Source organism: Parageobacillus galactosidasius (assembly GCF_002217735.1).
GTDB lineage: Bacteria > Bacillota > Bacilli > Bacillales > Anoxybacillaceae > Parageobacillus_B > Parageobacillus_B toebii.
In genome coordinates, this window is sequence record NZ_NDYL01000002.1 from 610,039 (window position 1) to 628,720 (window position 18,682).

The 18,682-nt window shown below is 45.7% G+C and carries 17 protein-coding genes; 3 read left to right on the top strand and 14 right to left on the bottom strand.

Features of this window, described 5'->3' with window-relative positions:
• Positions 1–34: 34 nt before the first annotated feature.
• Positions 35–1,429, top strand: coding sequence for a MocR-like pyridoxine biosynthesis transcription factor PdxR (gene pdxR / locus B9L23_RS12490; RefSeq protein ID WP_089097768.1), 1,395 nt, complete (start codon positions 35–37; stop codon positions 1,427–1,429).
• Between the two features lie 37 nt (positions 1,430–1,466).
• On the opposite strand, the gene B9L23_RS12495 is transcribed toward pdxR, so the two are convergent.
• Positions 1,467–1,706 (bottom strand): hypothetical protein, encoded by a 240-nt coding sequence (locus B9L23_RS12495; RefSeq protein ID WP_245842411.1) that lies wholly within the window; start codon positions 1,704–1,706, stop codon positions 1,467–1,469.
• A 12-nt stretch (positions 1,707–1,718) separates the two neighbouring features.
• The gene (locus tag B9L23_RS12500; protein WP_089098324.1) at positions 1,719–3,245 is read right to left on the bottom strand and encodes an NAD(P)H-hydrate dehydratase; all 1,527 of its coding nucleotides are present in this window, start codon (positions 3,243–3,245) and stop codon (positions 1,719–1,721) included.
• A gap of 255 nt (positions 3,246–3,500) precedes the next feature.
• Between B9L23_RS12500 and B9L23_RS12505 the strand changes: the two genes are divergently transcribed.
• On the top strand, positions 3,501–4,682 hold the full coding sequence (locus B9L23_RS12505) for an MFS transporter (RefSeq protein ID WP_089097769.1): 1,182 nt from the start codon (positions 3,501–3,503) through the stop codon (positions 4,680–4,682).
• Positions 4,683–5,502: 820 nt separating this feature from the next.
• Here the strand turns inward: B9L23_RS12505 and B9L23_RS12510 are convergent.
• Both B9L23_RS12510 and B9L23_RS12515 read right to left on the bottom strand, forming a co-directional pair.
• On the bottom strand, positions 5,503–5,898 hold the full coding sequence (locus B9L23_RS12510; RefSeq protein ID WP_089097770.1) for a thiol-disulfide oxidoreductase DCC family protein: 396 nt from the start codon (positions 5,896–5,898) through the stop codon (positions 5,503–5,505).
• On the bottom strand, positions 5,895–6,569 hold the full coding sequence (locus tag B9L23_RS12515; protein ID WP_089097771.1) for an SOS response-associated peptidase: 675 nt from the start codon (positions 6,567–6,569) through the stop codon (positions 5,895–5,897). Before B9L23_RS12515 ends, B9L23_RS12510 begins: the two co-directional genes overlap by 4 nt.
• Positions 6,570–6,710: 141 nt before the next feature.
• On the opposite strand from B9L23_RS12515, the gene B9L23_RS12520 reads away from it, so the two are divergent.
• Positions 6,711–7,124, top strand: coding sequence for a hypothetical protein (locus B9L23_RS12520; RefSeq protein WP_089097772.1), 414 nt, complete (start codon positions 6,711–6,713; stop codon positions 7,122–7,124).
• A gap of 62 nt (positions 7,125–7,186) precedes the next feature.
• On the opposite strand, the gene B9L23_RS12525 is transcribed toward B9L23_RS12520, so the two are convergent.
• From B9L23_RS12525 to B9L23_RS12570, 10 genes are all read right to left on the bottom strand, one after another.
• Positions 7,187–7,555, bottom strand: a complete 369-nt coding sequence (locus B9L23_RS12525) for a Na-translocating system protein MpsC family protein (RefSeq protein WP_015864126.1) — start codon at positions 7,553–7,555, stop codon at positions 7,187–7,189.
• Between the two features lie 194 nt (positions 7,556–7,749).
• Complete coding sequence (locus B9L23_RS12530; RefSeq protein WP_089097773.1) at positions 7,750–8,160, bottom strand: NUDIX hydrolase; 411 nt, start codon at positions 8,158–8,160, stop codon at positions 7,750–7,752.
• A gap of 282 nt (positions 8,161–8,442) precedes the next feature.
• Positions 8,443–10,278: a monovalent cation:proton antiporter family protein gene (locus tag B9L23_RS12535; RefSeq protein ID WP_062755252.1), complete on the bottom strand. Its 1,836-nt coding sequence runs from the start codon at positions 10,276–10,278 to the stop codon at positions 8,443–8,445.
• Positions 10,279–10,648: 370 nt separating this feature from the next.
• Positions 10,649–11,437, bottom strand: coding sequence for an ABC transporter permease (locus B9L23_RS12540; protein ID WP_015864129.1), 789 nt, complete (start codon positions 11,435–11,437; stop codon positions 10,649–10,651).
• Positions 11,438–11,439: 2 nt separating this feature from the next.
• Positions 11,440–12,213 (bottom strand): ABC transporter permease, encoded by a 774-nt coding sequence (locus tag B9L23_RS12545; protein WP_089097774.1) that lies wholly within the window; start codon positions 12,211–12,213, stop codon positions 11,440–11,442.
• Positions 12,210–13,184 (bottom strand): ABC transporter ATP-binding protein, encoded by a 975-nt coding sequence (locus B9L23_RS12550; RefSeq protein WP_089097775.1) that lies wholly within the window; start codon positions 13,182–13,184, stop codon positions 12,210–12,212. Before B9L23_RS12550 ends, B9L23_RS12545 begins: the two co-directional genes overlap by 4 nt.
• Positions 13,185–13,296: 112 nt before the next feature.
• On the bottom strand, positions 13,297–14,292 hold the full coding sequence (locus B9L23_RS12555; RefSeq protein WP_081188895.1) for a FecCD family ABC transporter permease: 996 nt from the start codon (positions 14,290–14,292) through the stop codon (positions 13,297–13,299).
• A complete protein-coding gene (locus B9L23_RS12560) occupies positions 14,289–15,317 on the bottom strand; it encodes a FecCD family ABC transporter permease (RefSeq protein ID WP_041269689.1) in 1,029 nt (342 codons plus the stop codon). Before B9L23_RS12560 ends, B9L23_RS12555 begins: the two co-directional genes overlap by 4 nt.
• Positions 15,318–15,344: 27 nt before the next feature.
• Positions 15,345–16,316: an iron-hydroxamate ABC transporter substrate-binding protein gene (locus B9L23_RS12565; RefSeq protein WP_089097776.1), complete on the bottom strand. Its 972-nt coding sequence runs from the start codon at positions 16,314–16,316 to the stop codon at positions 15,345–15,347.
• 189 nt (positions 16,317–16,505) lie between these two features.
• Positions 16,506–18,506, bottom strand: coding sequence for an acetoacetate--CoA ligase (locus B9L23_RS12570; RefSeq protein ID WP_089098325.1), 2,001 nt, complete (start codon positions 18,504–18,506; stop codon positions 16,506–16,508).
• Positions 18,507–18,682: the final 176 nt, after the last annotated feature.

Genomic DNA, 18,682 nt, shown 5'->3' on the forward strand with positions numbered 1-18,682 from the left:
AAATAAAAAAGAAGGGTCAGAGGAGGAAAACGCAGTGGAATTGCAGCCCATTCTCGATCCAACAAACGGCACACCGCTTTACATGCAGCTGTATATGTACATAAAAGAGGAAATCACAAACGGTCATCTCCAAAAAGGAAGCAAGCTCCCATCGATTCGCGCGCTTTCCCAACACTTAGGCATCAGCAAAAATACCGTCGAAACCGCCTACCAGCAGCTTCTTGCCGAAGGATATATCGAAAGCAAACCTCGCGTAGGATTTATTGTGCAAGAACTAGAAGAACCTCTCGCACCGCAGGTTTCCCAAATCGATGTTCTGCCGGAGGCTCCGAAAAGCACGCCAATTCGCTACAATTTTCGCTACGGTCATATTGACCTTGACCATTTTCCGATGAAAACATGGCGAAAATGTCTTCTCGCGGCGATCGATGCGGAGCGAAGCGAATTATTATGGTATGGCGACCGCCAAGGAGATATCGGCTTGCGCAAAGAAATCCAACGCTACTTGTATCACGCGCGCGGCATTCGCTGTTCGGCCGAACAAATTATTATCGGCTCTGGCACGCCGCAACTGATTGGCGTCTTATGCCAGCTGTTTGACCTTCGGCACGATGCGGTCGCTTTAGAAAACCCTTGTTATAATGTCATTCGCACCATGTTTCAAAACCACCATTTTTCCGTCATCCCAATTGAACTGGAAGAAGATGGTCTGAATATCGACCAGCTGCAAACAACCAACGCGAAAGTCGTTTATGTCACCCCTTCGCATCAATTGCCGCTTGGGATGGTGCTGCCGATCGGCAAGCGGCAAAAGCTCCTGAAATGGGCGCAGCAAGCAAACGGATTTATTATCGAAGACGATTATGACAGCGAATTCCGCTACGGGAGTAAACCGATCCCTGCGTTAAAAGCGCTCGATACAGAAGACCGCGTCGTTTATATCGGCACGTTTTCAAAAGTGTTCACCCCTGCCATCCGTACGAGTTATATGGTGCTACCGCAACATTTGCTAGAGCGGTTTCATGAACGCTGCTCCAATTACCATCAGACCGTCGCTACGGTCGTCCAAAAAGCGCTCGCTCACTTTATGCGTGAAGGCCATTTTGAACGCCATGTCCGCCGCATGCGCACCATCTACGCAAAAAAGCGGCAGGCGCTTATCGAAGCGATTCGCGAATACTTCGGTGATCAAGCAACGATCATCGGCGACAAAGCGGGGCTTCATCTTCTTGTAAAAATAAAAGGCAAGGACACCATCGAACTTGTGCAAAAAGCAGAACAAGCGGGCATTCTCGTCTATTCGGCAGCGAAATATTGGTTTGGAAACCGCGGAACGCCGCCTTCTTATCTTTTGCTAGGCTTTGGAGGAATGAACGAGGCGGACATCCGTACCGGAATTAGCGAACTAAAACGAGTATGGGAGATTTGAACTACTCCCAAAAAGAAAAACGATGCGCTTCTATACTCTAGCGCATCGCTTCTTTACGCAGAAACCATATGCCGATAGCGAATAAAATCGCGCCCGCCCATCGATACATACGAATCGCTTCGGATAAGATAATATGATAAGTATCCGTGTCTGCATGTCCCCTGCTTTTGCGAAGCCAATGATTGGCGTATGCTTCACCAAGGTCCACGCTTTTCCAAAGCAAAAAAGCGCCGATTCCAACCATTGCAATGTCCAGCCACCATTTCCAATTCTTCAATCATATCCCCCCCTATTGTTTTTCCTGCACATACGAAAGCACCGCTGGAATTGCTTCAATCAAATCGCCAGCAAGCACGTCCCATTGTGAATGGCCGCGTTCTACAAGCATATCGGCGGCTTTTCCATGAACCCAGACGGCGTTGCTAATGGCTTCTTGCGCAGAATGATGCTGCAGGAGAAACGCGGCAATCATTCCTGTCAGCACGTCGCCGCTTCCGCCTTTCGCCATGGCAGGATTACCAGTTGTATTGACATATTGCGAACCGTCTGGTGCTGTGACAATCGTATAAGGCCCTTTCAACACGACGTAGATGCCGTACTCGGTTGCCAGCCGTTTTGAAACGCCAAACCGATCGCTTTCGACTTCATTGATAGACAGATCAAGCATGCGCGCCATTTCCCCAGGGTGCGGGGTGACCACTGTTGCCGCTTTTCGTTCACGAATTAGCGCGGCGTACTCGTTCCAGAAAAAGAGGGCGTCGGCATCGATAACAATCGGCACTTCCTGCTGCACGATGGAGGAAACAAGGTCGCGAATGCCGTCCGTACGGCCAAGCCCCGGGCCAATCGCGATCGCGTCGATATCGAGCGCCGATACATCCATGGCGCCGGAAAACGCTCCGTCTCGCGCCGGGCACGGATAGTACATCGCTTCCGGAACGCGATTGGCGACAACGGAATAAATGTCATCCGGCACCGCCATTGTCAATAATCCCGCACCGCTTCGCAGTGCGGCTTTTGCCGTTAACGTAATCGCACCTGTCATCGAGCGAGAACCGCCAACAACCAACAACTTTCCATGCGTTCCTTTATGGGACGACCGGTTTCGTTTTGGCAATGTCCGTATGACATCGTCCTCTTTCCAGACGAAGCGAGGAGCAGCATTCCGCTTCACGGCAATCGGTGGAATGCCGATATCGACAAGGAGCAGTTCGCCGTAATAGTCTGCTGTAGGGAACGTATACGCCCCTAGTTTTGGACATTGAATCGTAATCGTGACATCAGCGCGAACGGCAGTTTCGACCTCTCCTCCGTCCGCTGGAGTTCCACTCGGAATATCAACGGCATAGACGATTGCGTTAGAACGATTGACAAGTTCGATAATCTCTTTGTACGGAGAACGGACGGCCCCCTGAATGCCGATCCCAAGAAGCGCATCAATGATTACATCATAATGACGAACCTGTTCGGCAAAGTATTGTTCATTTCCGATATATTCTTTGATGTCATATCCCGAACGCTCATAAGTAGTTAGCGCTGTCTTTGCTGCACCTTTGATCTTTTCTTTCGGCGGAATAAGCCATAAATCCACGTCATATCCGCAGCTTTTCAACATTCTTGCAACAACAAATCCGTCACCGCCGTTGTTGCCTGTTCCCGCTAGCACCGCCACAAGCGCCGAATGCGGAATGCGTTCGCGCAGCACATGAAACAGCGCCTGCCCGGCGTTTTCCATTAAAGAATCGGCGCTGATGCCGATCTGTTCAATTGTATTACGGTCGATTTCATACATTTCTGCGGCTGTAACGATATGCATCATGCTCACCTCATCTATAAATATGTATTTATTAACTTGTTCTCCATGAAAGAGAAAAACACCTGTAAAAATGTTTTCATAGATGCCGGAAAGAAAACCGCAACAATGATGCAAACATACCGTCTGATTGCGGCGTGTTTGTTTTCGCAATTTTAAATCCTCTATCTCTTTGGCATTTCAGAATATCTTCCTTATATTATATAAAAGAGTTATAGTAAAAATATAGCAATACACGAAACAAAAGAGGCGAGAACATTGACGTACATCCAAAAAGGCAGCGCCGAATACATAAAAGCAAGTTTGGCACTATTTTTCGGGGGATTTGTCACCTTTGCGATTTTATACACGACGCAGCCGCTGTTGCCGATTTTCTCAAAAGAGTTTCATGTTTCTGCGGCGTCCGCCAGCTTAACGGTTTCCGCGTCTACCAGAACGTTGGCGGTAATGATGCTCATAGCGGCCAGTTTATCCGACCGCATCGGCAAAAAGAATGTGATGATGATGTCCATGCTGTTGACATCGATATTAGCGATGGCCATGGCGTTTAGCCCTAATTTTCTTTCCCTTGTCCTTGCACGCACGTTTCTTGGCATGACGGCCGCGGGCATCCCGTCACTGGCCATGGCTTACGTCGCTGAGGAATTTCATCCGGCTGGGATTGGAAAAGTGATGGGTCTCTATATTAGTGGAACGAGCATCGGCGGTATGGCTGGACGTATTGTAACAGGCGTGCTGACCGATTTGTTTTCGTGGCGGACGGCGCTATTTTCCATTGGAGCAATTTCTCTTCTATTAAGCATGATTTTTGCTTTCATTCTCCCAACGCCTCGACATTCAATAAAAAAACCGCTCAATGGCAAAACCGCACTGCAGGCGTATGCCGTTCATTTGCGCAATAAACCGCTAATGGCTCTCATTGCACTTGGCTTTTTATTTATGGGCGGATTTGTGACGCTGTATAACTATATCGGCTTTTTATTGAGCGAACCGCCATATTCGTTCAGCCAGTCCGTTCTCGGGTTCCTTTTTATCGTATACATATTTGGCAGTTTCAGTTCGGTTTATATGGGAAGAAAAGCCGATTTACACGGCCATGCGCTGGTGTTAAGCATTTCGGTGGCATTGACCGTGCTCGGTGCGGTCGTTACACTCGTTCCGTCTATTGTTGTCAACATCATCGGGCTTTCGTTATTTACCTTTGGCTTTTTCGGCTGCCATTCCATCGCGAGCGCCTGGATTGGCGAGCGTGCAAACGTGAATAAAGCGCAAGCCTCTTCTCTTTATCTCTTATTCTATTATTTAGGCTCCAGCCTCGCTGGCACAGCCGGCGGCTATTTTTGGACCCATTTTCATTGGCTTGGCGTCATCACATTTATCGTGGCTTTATTGCTATTAAGCTTTCCACTTATTGGCTATGCTCAAAAGCAGCTCGAGTAATTCCCACGATTACCACATAAGAGAGAGGAGACGCAATTTCCTTCTCTCTTTTCTTGATTAGGACTTTCCTAAAACGCGATGAAAATAGATTTTCAGATTAGCGGCTGTTTCGCATTTGGGATCGCAAGCGACGCAAGGCACAATGTCAAAACCGCAGCGATTCCGTTCATCAGGAAAAACGTTTTCCAGTTCGCTTGTGTGGATAGGCCTCCTACAATGATAATAGCGACACATAATACAATCACAGGAGATGCAGACGAACGCATCGAAATATATTGATTATAGTCGAAAAAATGAAAGAGAAATGGGACAGGGATCCATGACAGTGCCAAATATACCGTTTTATATGAAAGCTTTTTTTATAAAGCTGATACAGTGGATGCAGAATGAAGAACATTCCTGATGCAATACAAAGGTAGGAAAGCGGGCATGTCTTTAACGAGATGAGAAAAACATCGATGGGGTAAATATCGCTGCAATATTCCACATCTTTCGGAGTAAAAATAAACTTTTTCCGGCAAGCCGCCTGGGATTCATAGGCAATTTTGCTGGCAAGAAAGAATGAATACACATACGTCACTAAAAAGACAGGAAGGCTGAACCCCCAAATCCACCATCCGTACTTCAAAACCACCATCCCTTTTATATAAAATTTCCCTTTTAGTGTAATTTTACACTATTTGCTCTTATAATATGAGGATTTTCCCTCGATTGTCAACATTTTTTGCAAAAAAAGAGAGAGGGCAGTCCTATTTTATTGTGTCTGTTTGTGCCAAGCTAATTCTCTTACAAATGCGTCATTCAACAATCGCGCTTGTCATCAACCATCATCGAGAAACCGCGCGCGGATGTCGGGAGTGGGCATCAGGCAATGATCGCGCTTTCCGAACCATTCATACCGATGCTTGGCGACAAAATCATATACATAATCGCGCAGCGGCTTCGGAACAAGCCAAAATATATAAAACAGTTTCCAAACGCCGGCAAGCCGCCGGCAAATGCGGAGAGCGGCACTTGATTTCATATAATAGCGGCCATCTTCGAGCAACACGAGACTGTCCATCTCGGGAACACCAAACTTTTCCCGCAGCGCCGCTCCTGTTTCACTTTGCAAAGAAGCAAAGCGAAATACGGCATGTGGATCACGCACGATAATAAACTGCACGCTTGCATTGCACAGCGAGCAAATGTCATCAAACAATACAATCGGATTCATGTTTCTCCCCCATTTACTGGCTTTATGCAATCAGCGACATCGTTTTTCGGAGAATTAACGATCGTTGACACTTCATACATTTTCATCTCTTCGGCAGGATACGGCTGCAATAGTGATTTGATATAATCAGTATCCTCTAACTTCGTGTCTAGCCATGCGTCATGCCACTCTTGCGGTAAAATCACGGGCATGCGATCATGAATCGTACCTACCAATTCGTTCGCTTTTGTTGTAATAATCGTACACGTATACAGCGTTTCACCATGTTTGTCCCATGTTTCCCACAAACCTGCAAACGCAAATGGCTGCTCGTTTTGCAATGTAAAGCGATATGGAATTTTTTTCTCTCCTTCTTTTTTCCATTCATAAAATCCGTCCGCTAAAATCAAACAGCGACGCCGCCTGAGCGCACGGCGAAAGCTCGCTTTTTCATCGACGGTTTCCGCCCTGGCGTTGATCATCTTCCAGCCGATTTTCGGATCGTTCGCCCAAGACGGCACGAGCCCCCACTTCATCATCTTCCCAATTCGCATTCCATCCTCTTCCACAACGGTTAGCACCTGTTGGCTTGGAGCAATGTTGAAGCGGAGCGGGATCGTTCCAGCATAAACAAAACCGAACAATGCTTGCAACTGTGCGATATCAGCCGTTAACGAAAAACGTCCGCACATGGAAACCACCTCCAATCTAGTAAACGGATAAAAAAGGAATTTGTTCCATATACATAGAAGTATAATACAAAAAGGGGTTATATGCGTAAAACCCGTCATGCCTCGTTGCGCACCGTATTTTATTTCAAAGGAGAATCATAGATGGAACTGATTGCACTTGGTTACTTAGGCGGAGTATTTTGGCTGCTAAAAGGGGCGACGCCGGCGCAAAAACGACGGATCGGCGGCGCTTTTTCCCTTCTCATCGCTACTTTTATCATTGGTTCGTTATGGATCCGCTATCAAACAGGATTTTTCCGTCTTAGCCGCATGGAATGGTACAACGCTGACGGCTCCATTCCTCTCGGGAAATGGGCCATACCATGGTATATCGTATTCGTCCTTTTACTGCTTTTGCTTATATTGTTCCGCGTTATCCAGAAAATAAAGACGATGCCTGCCAATAAGCGATGGCTTCCTTTCGTTCTCGCTGTCTTCTTTACAATTGTTTATCTTGCTGCTGCTTATTTTTCGCTGTTTTTCGTTTTTTTTCTGTTTTTTCCGTTCGCGCCTTAATAAACATAAACCGAAGATGTTTTTCGCTGTCCGAAAACATCTTCGGTTCACCTTAGGCTTCATTATTTCCGCAGCTCTTCCTCTAAATTCTCGTTTAATAAAAAAACAATCACTCGCTCCCCGGTACGGGTGCTGATGTCGGTGTGCATGCTAATGATGTCTTTTCCGGTAATTTCTGAAATCATTTTTTTTAGCTGGTCGCTGCCCGATTCAATTAAATCCGCGCGAATGCGCTTGATTGACAATAATCCATCCTTCGTGCTTGCTAAGTTTTTTTCCGCCGGCGTTAAAATTCCTTTTAATTGAATGAGAATAATGTTACGAACGATATCGGTCTTAACAGCAACGGACCCCCGTCCTAAATATTCTTTTTCCCATTGCGTAAGCGCGCGGCTAATTTGATCTTCCATTTCTCCTTTTGATACTGGCATGTCTTAGTTCCCCCTTTTCCATAAAAAAACGGCATGCCCACTATTTTTAGTGAAACATCCCGATCGGCTATAACCAAACTGCACTGTCATTCTAGCAATTTGGCTATCTATCAATGAACGGCATAATTTATTCACTATTATAATCATCCATATATTTTTCATGTCAAGAAAAAGTTTTATTGAACTTATTTTACTTACTGTTGAATCGTATATTGTGCACCGCTTGTCGGTCGGAGAAAAGCGCGAATCCCATTTGGATGATACGGCATCCGTTGTTCTGCTGTTTCGATGTCCACCCATTGAACGTCTATGATGTTTTCATCCTTACTTATTACCACAGGCGCATGAACAATCGTTCCACGAAACGTAATAAAAAAGACATGATTACCGTCCATAAACGCTTCATTAAGGGCAATGATATCATGAACATCCACGTCATATCCCGTTTCCTCTTTTACCTCGCGAATCGCCGCTTCCCGCAACGTTTCTCCTTTCTCCACTCCCCCGCCAGGAAGCGACCATGTTCCTCGTTTGTTGTACACCATTAATACCTTTTGTTCCACTTCATCGTATAGAAGCACATACACCACATCAACTCGCTTCATTGTCGTTCTCCTTCCGCAATTGCTGCAAAAATGCCAATACTTTCTCCGCATATTCACCGGATACATTCAAAACTTTTTATCAGTGCCGAAAGCCGCCATTTCCACGTCCGTCTGCGCGGTTCTAGCTGTAGTTCCATTCCTCTTCCCGCCTTATTATATTTTAAGAATAGTAAAAATTCAACCTGCAAATAAATCCCCGCTCCACCATATTGGCTAAGCGAGGAACATTGTATTCATTTTCTATATCTCATTGTCAGTCGATCTCTCGTAACAGATGCGCTACTATTCCAACAGCTCCCTAAGCTCGGCAACATACTCATTGGATCCGGTGACAATTAGGCGATCTCCCTTATGCAGCTTTGTATCCCCATGTGGGACAATCGATTCATTTTCACGGAAGATCCGTACGATAATGCAATCTCCCATAAACGGAAAGCGGCGAAGCGGGATTCCATCATATTCATTGTTATTCATCGTAATTTCATGCAATGTCGCATCCTTGTTTATAAACATCCGCGCCACTCTTGGTGATTCGATGAACGCTTGCAGCATCGCCGTTGTCGATAATAAGGCGGACATGATTTCGATTCCTTCTGCTTTCAGCCGTTCGACCTGCTTCGGTGTTTCCGCCAAAGCAATCACCCGCTCGATTCCACGTTCTTTCGCGGCTAATGCGACACTTGCGTTAATCTCTTCGTTTCCTGTCAGCGCAACTAAAATATCCGCCGTAAACGCTCCGTGTTTTTCAAGCGTTTCTAGCGAATAGTCTTCGATATCGACAATCGGAAAAACGTGATCGGAAACAGGCAGCTCTATTTTTTCTTGCCGAATATGATATAGCGTTACATCGTAGCGCTGTTTGTTTAATACCTTTGCGACTGACAGCGTAAATTGGTTGGTGCCAACAAACGAAATGTTTATTTTTTCCTCATTATCATCCGGCTTTGCATACAGCTTTTTGAAGACAATAGGTGAAACGATACTGGATATAACAGCCACTAAAATCAGCGCGCCTTTCATATTCTCGTCGATAACGTTAATACGCTCTGCGATCGTTGCTGCCGCGATGACAAGCGACAACGTAGACACAAGCAAAAATCCCGACGCGACTGTTGTTTTCGTATCATACCAAATTTTTAAAATTGAAACAGGTATCAGTTTCGAAACAACGAGCGCAAGCAGTAAAAGTGGAAGAAGCGTTAAAATTTTCGGCTCTGCCAACAATGCGCGTAAGTCTAAATTCACCCCAACCATCACGAAAAAGATAGGAATGAAAAACCCATATCCAAATGAATCTAATTTATGCACTAAATCTTTATTCGGCGATAATAGCGAAACGAGCACGCCTGCTAAAAACGCTCCTAAAATATTTTCCGCTCCAAACGTTTCCGATAAAGCGACGAGCACAATGATGAGCGTAAATACCGCACGTGTGCCGATTTGTACTGTTCCTTTTGCCATTGTTTCAACAAATGAACGTTTTTTGAAATATTTACCAACAAAATAAAAGAGAACACCGAATGCAAACAATCCAAGAATCAGCCATGTACTTCCATGTTCTGGCTCATTCATGGATACAAATACGGCCAACAAAATCATCGTCACCAAATCAGCAATGACCGCGACTAACAAAATCGTTTGCCCAATCGTCGTTTTCATTAAATTGGCATCTTTTAACGTTGGAACAACGACGCCGAGAGAAATCGTCGAAATAATCAATGTCATTAAAAACGCGTTATCCATAAATCCGGTTAAAACAAACAAATAAGAAAGTCCATACGATAAAACGAATATCGCCATAAAGATGATCGACGCGGCGACAAATGGATTCGGCTCCTTCTCTTTCTTGCTCGCTTTCGGTTTGCGCGCAAACACGGAAAAGTCAATCTCCAAGCCGCTTAAAAACATTAAAAACAAAAATCCTAATGTCGATAATGTTTCAATCCACATATCAGGTTTTACAATATCAAACCCTGTCTTACCAATCATAATACCTGCGATAATTTCCGCCACAACAACCGGGATCGCCTGCAGCCGTAAACGATGCAATAAAATTGGCGTCAAAAATGCGACGACTACTACAATTAATAAAGAAGTGATGGATGAATGTTCCGCCATGAAATTCCCCTTTCTAAAACTTCTTCTTTAGACTTTAGATATTATCCGATACGGGTGGATTTGGCAACTAAAAAATCTTGAGGTCGTAGATTTGCCTTGGTTCCCATCGATTGCACCGATCACTTTTCGATACCATGGTGCAATCACACCGCCTCTATATTGCAGTTCAACACGTTTTTTTGGATGAGAATCAATTCTTGTTAGTCAAACATGTTTCCATACGCGGCAATATAACTTGATGATAACAATAAAAAATAAAACAGAGCCATAATAAACAGCTCTGTTTTCAGACTGTTGACAAAAAGGGTTACAGACGAATGTCTGTAACCCTTTTTTACTTGCTGTCAATCTAAACGGAGGGCTTCCCTCCTTAACTGCTCGCGCTCGTATAAAAGCGAAGCGCAAAACGCCAAAAACGGCGCGACAGCCATAAAAAGACGCCAGCGAGCACAACGGATATCAGCGCGGTAACAATGTTCCACTTCCCTAACAGCGACAATGCAGGCATGTTCGTGATCACTGCGGCAGGCAGTACATATGTCAGCACGATGCGCACCCAGCCGCGGTACATGCCGATCGGAAATCTTGCTGTTTCAAAAAACGAATCAAAAATAAACGATAAATCATCAATGCGGATGACCCAAAACGATGTCGTCATCAACATCATCCATAACGAATAAATTAACACAAATGAAGCAGCGATCGTCATGATAAAAACGGCCACATCCACTAGTGACGGAATATAATGCTTTTCTACTAATCCGTAGCCGATGACTCCAAGACCAAGCAAAACATCAATCAGCCGCCAAAACACTAAATGACGAAAGCTGACATAAAACATGCTGTCGACTGGTTTTGTCAAAATATAGTCCAATGTCCCTTTTCGGACATGTTCTAATAAGCGCGGCATATTCGGGCGAAGCGCAAAATCAATCAGCCCTCTGAGCGTATTAAAGACGCCGAGCAAGACAAGCACATCAGCATATGTCCAGCCCGCTAATTGATCAGTTTGGTAAAAAAAGATATTTACCGTTAAAATCGCAATCCCTATTCCAAAAAAGCTGGACAGCAAATTGCCGAGAAACTCGCTTCGATATTCCAGTTCTTCGACGAAACACGTTCGGAAAAATTCGCGAAAAATCCGCGCATATCTCCGCATTTTCACCCACCTACCGCTTGATTTTTCTTTAATCCCGCTTTCCATAACCATTGCACGGCAATAATAAACAAAACAACCCAAATGAACGCAATCCAAAAACCGGTCATTATTTCTTTTTGATTTATCGCTCCTGTAATAATGTCAATCGGAAAGCCAATCATATAGCGAAACGGCAAAAAGACGCTCCATTGCTGCAACAGCGGCGGCAGCATCGACAATGGCGCAATCCGCCCTGACAAAAACAAAGAAATTACTTCGAGCAAACTATATACTGCCGTTACTTTCGTAATCCAAAAACCAAGCAGGCCGCAAGCATAACTGAGCAAAAAGCGAAGCGCCGCGCCAACTAGCACCGCCGTCAAAAACAGAAGCGCCTGTCCGCCTGTCACGTCAAAGCGAAGCGCGGGCACAAACAGCGCTGCCACCGTCCATATCGGCACTAATATGACGAGAAACAACACTTTATAAACGATGTTTTCCGCAATGGCCCAATGAATCGGATGGAGCGGGCGAATAATATAGTTGGAAAATGTCCCATCGCGAATCTCATGGTCGAGTTCCCAAACGTCCCACGCGCTCGTCATGCGCTCTACGAAAATAACGGCCATAAAATAAAAAATGAACGCGTCCGATTGGGACGGATCGATATTCATCCAGACGACCATCGTAATGAGCGGTTGGACAATCGCTCCTGTCATCCAAACAATTGTTGCGAGGCGATAGGCTAACATTTCGACATATTTCATGCGCAGAAGGGCAATGTATTTACGAATCATGTATTCAATCCCTCCTGAAACGCGCGCGTAATTACTTCTTCCATCGGCGGGTCTTGAATGTTAATATCATGCACATGGAAATGCTGCAAAAAGTGCGCCGACACTTCTGCCACTTTTTCCCGCGCCACCCGCAATGCCACATTTCCGTCTTCGATTTCCACAACCTCTCCGTAATCTTCCCAGCGCACGTCAGGAAGTTTGGCAAAGCGAACTTCAAGCCGCTTGTATGGAGCGAGTTTCTCCGTCAGCACCGTCAGCTCCCCATCATAAATCAGCTTTCCGTAATTGATAATCATAACGCGATCGCACAGCGCCGTCACATCCCCCATATAATGCGACGTCAGCAAAATCGTCGTTTCATGCTCGCGATTGTAATCAACGATAAAACGGCGCACCTTTTCCTGTGTATGGACATCAAGACCAATGGTCGGCTCGTCTAAAAACAATACTTGCGGGCGATGCAGCAGCGCCGCCGCAAGTTCACAGCGCATCCGTTGCCCGAGCGACAAATTGCGCGTCGGTTTGTCTAGCAGCGGCTCTAGCTCCAACAATTCCACTAATTCGTCTAATGTTTGCCGAAATGTTCGATCGTCAATCTCATAAATCGCTTTGTTCACCAAAAATGTTTCCATCGGCGGGATATCCCAAATAAGCTGACTTTTTTGCCCCATCACTAAACTCATCATCTTTTTAAATTCCGCTTTTTGTTCAAATGGCACAAAGCCGCCAACCGTAATTTCTCCCGATGTAGGGTGAAGGAGTCCCGCGAGCATTTTCATCGTCGTCGTCTTTCCCGCCCCATTCGGACCTAGAAACCCAACAATCTCTCCTTTTTGAATCGTAAACGAAATATCTTTGACCGCTTCTACAATCCGATATTTGCGGTTCCACAAGCTGCGGACCGACTCCAGCCAGCCCGCTTGCCGGACATGCACGCGAAATGATTTATGTAAATGCTTAACGTGAATCATCGTTTTTTCCTCCAACTGATGCCAAGAAGTTTTGTCCTTACATTATTTTTATATATATTAAGCAATTAGAAATACGCAAACAAAAAAGCAGGCTTCGTTTTGAAGCCTGCCTTTAACGTGCAGAACGCGCCAATACATATAAAAAATATGGCGCCCCAATGATGGCGACAACGATGCCTGCATGAATTTCCGATGGCTGCAAAATTGCTCGTCCGACCGTATCCGCCCCCAGCAGCAAACAAGCGCCAAGCAATGCGGACGCCGGCAGTACATAGACATGATGTACGCCGATTAATCTTCGTGCCAAATGTGGGGCAATTAACCCGATAAAACCGATGCCTCCGCTGATGGATACGGAAGCGGCCGCTAATGCGACAGCTGCCGCCAATAATTGAATTTGTTCTTTTGCCACTGAAACGCCGAGTCCTGTTGCGGTGGCTTCGTCAAATGATAACGCGTCAAGCACGCGCGCTTTGTAATAAACGAAGGCAAACAACACGAGAATCCACGGCAAAAGCGCCCATACATATTCCCATGCCGCTCCCCAAATGCTTCCCGTCAGCCAAACTGCCGCAAATTGATACAGTTCCCTGCTGAGCCGAAGCGACAGCACCGTCATGAGCGCACTTAATCCAGCGGCGACCGCCACTCCTGTTAAAACGAGACGTCCGGGAAGCAGCCCTTCTTGTTTTTCATAGGACAAGCCAAACACAAGCGCCGCCGCCAACGCACCTCCAATAAAAGCAAGAAAAGGAAGAAATAATGCAGGGGCATCCGTACCCGTTGGAAACAACGAAAGATATAATACGACCATTACACCCGCTCCGGTCGAAATGCCTAAAAGACCAGGGTCGGCAAGCGGATTGCGCGATATCGTCTGTATAATGCATCCGGACAACGCCAGCCCAGCCCCTGCTAGTATCGCAATCAACATGCGGGGAAGACGAAATTCAAATAAAATTAACTCCTGCTTCGCTGTCCCCATGCCAGCAAGCGTTTTTGCCACTTCTAATGGAGACATTTTGCTTGCTCCGGTATTCAGACTGATGATAACCAACAAAAGCAAAAGAAAAAAAAGGGCAGTAATAACAATAGCGCGGCGTTTCATGCAAATTCCCCCTTCCGCTTGCGGGAGACATAAAGGAAAAACGGCACACCAATTAAAGCGAACAACACGCCAATCGGCGTTTCATATGGCGGATGAATCATTCTAGCACCGATGTCCGCCCAAAGCATCAACAAACTGCCGAGCACCGCGGAACATGGAATAACCAAACGATAATCGACGCCAACAAAAAAGCGGGCCAGATGCGGAACGACAAGACCGACAAACCCGATTGGGCCGACTGCGGACACTGCGCCGCCGGCAAGCACAAGCACGATCATCGCTCCCATTAGTTTGACGATCTTTGTTTTCTGACCTAATCCGGTCGCAACTTCCTCCCCGAAACTCAATATAGTAATGGACCGAGACAATAATAATGCTGCGACTAAGGCCGCAACAATCCACGGCGCCAAAAGCTTCAGCTGGCTCCACTTCACCCCGGCGACACCGCCGGCATACCAAAACGCCAATTCTTGACTAAGCTGAAAATGAATGGCGATTCCTTCACTAAGCGAGGTAAACAATGCGCTTACCGCCGCGCCCGCCAACACGAGGCGAATCGGAGTAACGCCGCCTCTTGAGAGCGCACTGACTCCATACACCATCCCGGCTGCCGCCGCCGCTCCGAAAAACGACCATATGATGAGTGATTGATAAGAAAGTCCAGGAAAAAACGCAAAACAAATCGCTACCATCAATGTCGAACCGGCATTCAATCCTAACAACCCCGCATCAGCAAGCGGATTTCTCGTCATTCCTTGCATGATGGCGCCCGCCACCGCAAAACTAGCTCCGACAAGCACATCCGCAAGGGAACGAGGAAGGCGCAAATCGCGGATAATTGCATGGGCGGTTTGCCGCGAATCGTAATGAAAAACTGCGTCCCATACTGTCGTTAAACGGATATCCGCCGCACCGACCGAAATGGACAGGGCGATGCTAAAAAGAATGGCGCTTAGTCCAACGACTAGCACCAATATTGCCGCCCACGAACGCGATGATCGTTTTATATGTTTCTCTATTTCCATCTTTCCTCTCCTTACCATCATTCCACCCTACTTTTGATTTGCAGAAAGCAATGTATCGACAACAAGGTCGAGCTGATGTTCAAGTGAAATGGCATCAGAAAACCAAATGTCTTCGATCTTCATTTCGTAAACATGATGGTTTTTCACCGCATTTAAGTTTTTCCAAATCGCGCTGTTTTTCAGCTCTTTTTCCGCCTGTTCGGTTCCGTCCATTTTATATACCGTCCAAAACATGTGATCAGCGGCATAGTCAGGCAACGCCTCTAGCGAAATCAATTTCCATTGCGGACCTTGAATCACTTCTTGTTTAATTTTTTCTGGCGGTGTCAGCTGCAAAGCGTTATAAATAATTTGACCAGCATGGCCAAAATTGTCGCCGATGGCGTAAAAATCTTTTCCTTGCAGTTTATAAATGCCAACGGTCTCATTTTCGCCGATGACGCCTTTAATTTTTTCACGGGCAGCTGCCGCCTTCTTATCAAATTGTTGAATCCATTGCTCCGCTTCCTTTTGCTTGCCAAAAAGCTCGCCAAATACCCGCATTTCTTCTTGGATGTTTTTATAATGGCCAAAAGGAATGAAAACAGTCGGAGCGATTTTCGATAGCTGTTTGTATTGGTCTTCTAAATATACAATAATTAAATCTGGATTTAATTCAACAACTTTTTCTAGGGAAATCGGATTGCCGACGTTTTCAATCCCTTTTGCTTGTTCTTTTATGTACGGGTTCTCCATAACTGCCTGCGTGACGCCAATTGGTTTCACCCCAAGCGCCAGCGCGTTTCCTAAAAATTCATATGGCATTACCACCCGTTTTGGATGAGCGGGAATTTCGACTTTTTTTCCGTTCGCCATCGTAAATGTTTTCGTTGCATTCTCTTCTGTCTTGGGTTCCTTTTCCGATGCTGTATTGTCTTTCTGATTCCCGCAAGCGCTCATCATTGCGAGAACGAGAACCAGGATCAGCATGAATACGATACTTCTTTTTCTCGTCAACATCTCGTTGTCCCCCTCTAAAGATAATGAAAACCACAACCAATAAAAATGATAATCATTTTCGTTATAACTGTCAACCAACAACATGAACTAGCATTCTATTTACACAATCCAGAACTCTTAAACTACTTTTCCAACCAAACAGAAGGGGCTGGTCCAAAACTCTTTGGCTCAGCCCTTTGCGAAATACGATTAATGATTAGATAAACTATCCTGTTTACTGTTTGCTAACTGCTTTGATAATTCAATAAAAAACTGTAGCGCCTCCGGATTCGCCATCGATCCAGGATTGACCGCTTTTTCGAGCGGGAATCCGAGCAGCAGCTTGCGAATTGGAATTTCCATTTTCTTTCCGTTTAACGTTTTTGGAATTTGCTCGACTTGGTAAATTTCATCTGGGACAAAGCGCGGCGATACTTTTTGGCGAATTTCGTTTTTGATTTTCTCCTTTAGCTCCTCATCTAATGACGCTCCTGGCTGAAGCACGACAAACAACGGCATAAACGATTTTCTTCCCATTATTTCCAAATCGATGATCAAACTTTCGAGCACTTCATCGAGTGATTCGACAGCGCGGTAAATTTCACTCGTTCCCATGCGGACGCCGGCGCGATTAATCGTCGAATCAGAACGCCCGTAAATGACACAGCCGCCTTCTTCGTCGATTTTAATCCAATCCCCGTGCTTCCAAATTCCTGGATACGTATCGAAATAGCTGTCCAAATATCGCTCGTAATTTGGATCATTCCAGAAAAACAGCGGCATCGATGGCATTGGGTCGGTAATGACTAGCTCTCCCACTTCATTAATTAAGCGATTTCCATTTTCATCAAATGCTTGTACATTAGCCCCTAACGAACGGCATTGGATGATCCCCGCACGAACCGGCAAGATTGGCGAACCGGCAACGAAAGCGGTGCATACGTCCGTCCCGCCGCTGCACGAAACTAGGCAAATATCGTCTTTCACGTTTTCGTATACCCAAGCAAATCCTTCCGTCGTCAGCGGCGAACCTGTTGAAAGAACGGCTTGTAAATCGGAAAAATCGTACAATTCTTTTGGCTTAATGCCAAGCTTCATACAAACGTTAATAAACGCTGCGCTTGTTCCGAAATGGGTAATGCGCGCCTTTTCCGCCAGCTCCCATAACACGTTTCCATCCGGATACGTCGGACTCCCGTCATAAAGCACGACCAACGCTCCGACTAACAATCCGCCGATGAGAAAATTCCACATCATCCATCCCGTTGTCGTAAACCAGAAAAACGTGCTTTCTTTTGTAAGGTTTTCTTCAATCATGAGCGACTTTAAATGTTCGAGCAAAATGCCGCCATGCCCTTGAACAATTGGTTTCGGCAATCCTGTCGTACCGGAGGAATATAAAATCCAAAGCGGATGGTCAAACGGAACATATTCATAAGAAAGTTCCGCTTTTTCCCGAATGATCTCATCCCATAATAGAACCGAATCATCCGGTGCTTGTACGTCTTCCCGCAAATATGGAAGCAAAATCGTTTTTTTGAGCGACGGCAATTTTTCCCGTAATTCGTCGACAACCGGACGTTTATCAAACTCTTTCCCGTTATATTGGCATCCGTCAATCGCGAAAAGCACAACCGGTTCAATTTGCCGGAATCGGTCAATAACGCTGTTTGCGCCAAAATCCGGAGAACAGCTCGACCAAATCGCCCCAATGCTGGCGCACGCTAAAAAGGCGATGACTGTTTCCGGAATGTTTGGCATATATGCCACCACTCGGTCTCCCGGTTTGACGCCGATTTTTTTGAGCGCGCTTGCGACAGCCGCCGTTTTTTCTTTCAGCTCTTGCCAAGTCACTTCACGATAAGGCACGCGCTCGGAACGGAAAAGAAGTGCCGGGCGGTCGGATCGCTCGTTTCGAAATACATGCTCCGCGTAGTTCAATGTCGCGCCTGGAAACCATTTTGCTCCCGGCATTTTCCGTTCTTCCAAAACGCAACGGTAAGGAGTCGCCGATTTCACCTCGCAATACTCCCACACCGATTCCCAAAATTCTTCTAGCTGTTCAACGGACCAATTCCATAATTGTCGATGTGTTTCAAATGACAGACCCTTTTTTTCCTTTAACCAATTCATATAGCGCTTAATATTCGATCGTTGAATATGTTCCTCTGTCGGCGTCCATAATACCGCCCCATCCGTAATCGCTTTCATATTCATCTGCGCAAAAAACGCAGAATTCACCCCTCTCCCACCTATTTTCGATTGAAAATTTAGACTATTTATATAATATCATCTTTTACTATTATTGAGAATACAAAAGCAGAAAACGAACTGTGTGAAGATAATGAAAAAATTCGTCGTAAAACCAAAAAACAAAATGATTGACA

Coding starts and splice junctions, on each gene's coding strand:
- B9L23_RS12500 (WP_089098324.1), bottom strand. CDS start 3,245: ATGCATATCGTTACAGCCGCAGAAATGTATGAAATCGACCGTAATACA.
- B9L23_RS12510 (WP_089097770.1), bottom strand. CDS start 5,898: ATGAATCCGATTGTATTGTTTGATGACATTTGCTCGCTGTGCAATGCA.
- B9L23_RS12515 (WP_089097771.1), bottom strand. CDS start 6,569: ATGTGCGGACGTTTTTCGTTAACGGCTGATATCGCACAGTTGCAAGCA.
- B9L23_RS12520 (WP_089097772.1), top strand. CDS start 6,711: ATGGAACTGATTGCACTTGGTTACTTAGGCGGAGTATTTTGGCTGCTA.
- B9L23_RS12525 (WP_015864126.1), bottom strand. CDS start 7,555: ATGCCAGTATCAAAAGGAGAAATGGAAGATCAAATTAGCCGCGCGCTT.
- B9L23_RS12530 (WP_089097773.1), bottom strand. CDS start 8,160: ATGAAGCGAGTTGATGTGGTGTATGTGCTTCTATACGATGAAGTGGAA.
- B9L23_RS12535 (WP_062755252.1), bottom strand. CDS start 10,278: ATGGCGGAACATTCATCCATCACTTCTTTATTAATTGTAGTAGTCGTC.
- B9L23_RS12540 (WP_015864129.1), bottom strand. CDS start 11,437: ATGCGGAGATATGCGCGGATTTTTCGCGAATTTTTCCGAACGTGTTTC.
- B9L23_RS12545 (WP_089097774.1), bottom strand. CDS start 12,213: ATGATTCGTAAATACATTGCCCTTCTGCGCATGAAATATGTCGAAATG.
- B9L23_RS12550 (WP_089097775.1), bottom strand. CDS start 13,184: ATGATTCACGTTAAGCATTTACATAAATCATTTCGCGTGCATGTCCGG.
- B9L23_RS12555 (WP_081188895.1), bottom strand. CDS start 14,292: ATGAAACGCCGCGCTATTGTTATTACTGCCCTTTTTTTTCTTTTGCTT.
- B9L23_RS12560 (WP_041269689.1), bottom strand. CDS start 15,317: ATGGAAATAGAGAAACATATAAAACGATCATCGCGTTCGTGGGCGGCA.
- B9L23_RS12565 (WP_089097776.1), bottom strand. CDS start 16,316: ATGTTGACGAGAAAAAGAAGTATCGTATTCATGCTGATCCTGGTTCTC.
- B9L23_RS12570 (WP_089098325.1), bottom strand. CDS start 18,506: ATGAAAGCGATTACGGATGGGGCGGTATTATGGACGCCGACAGAGGAA.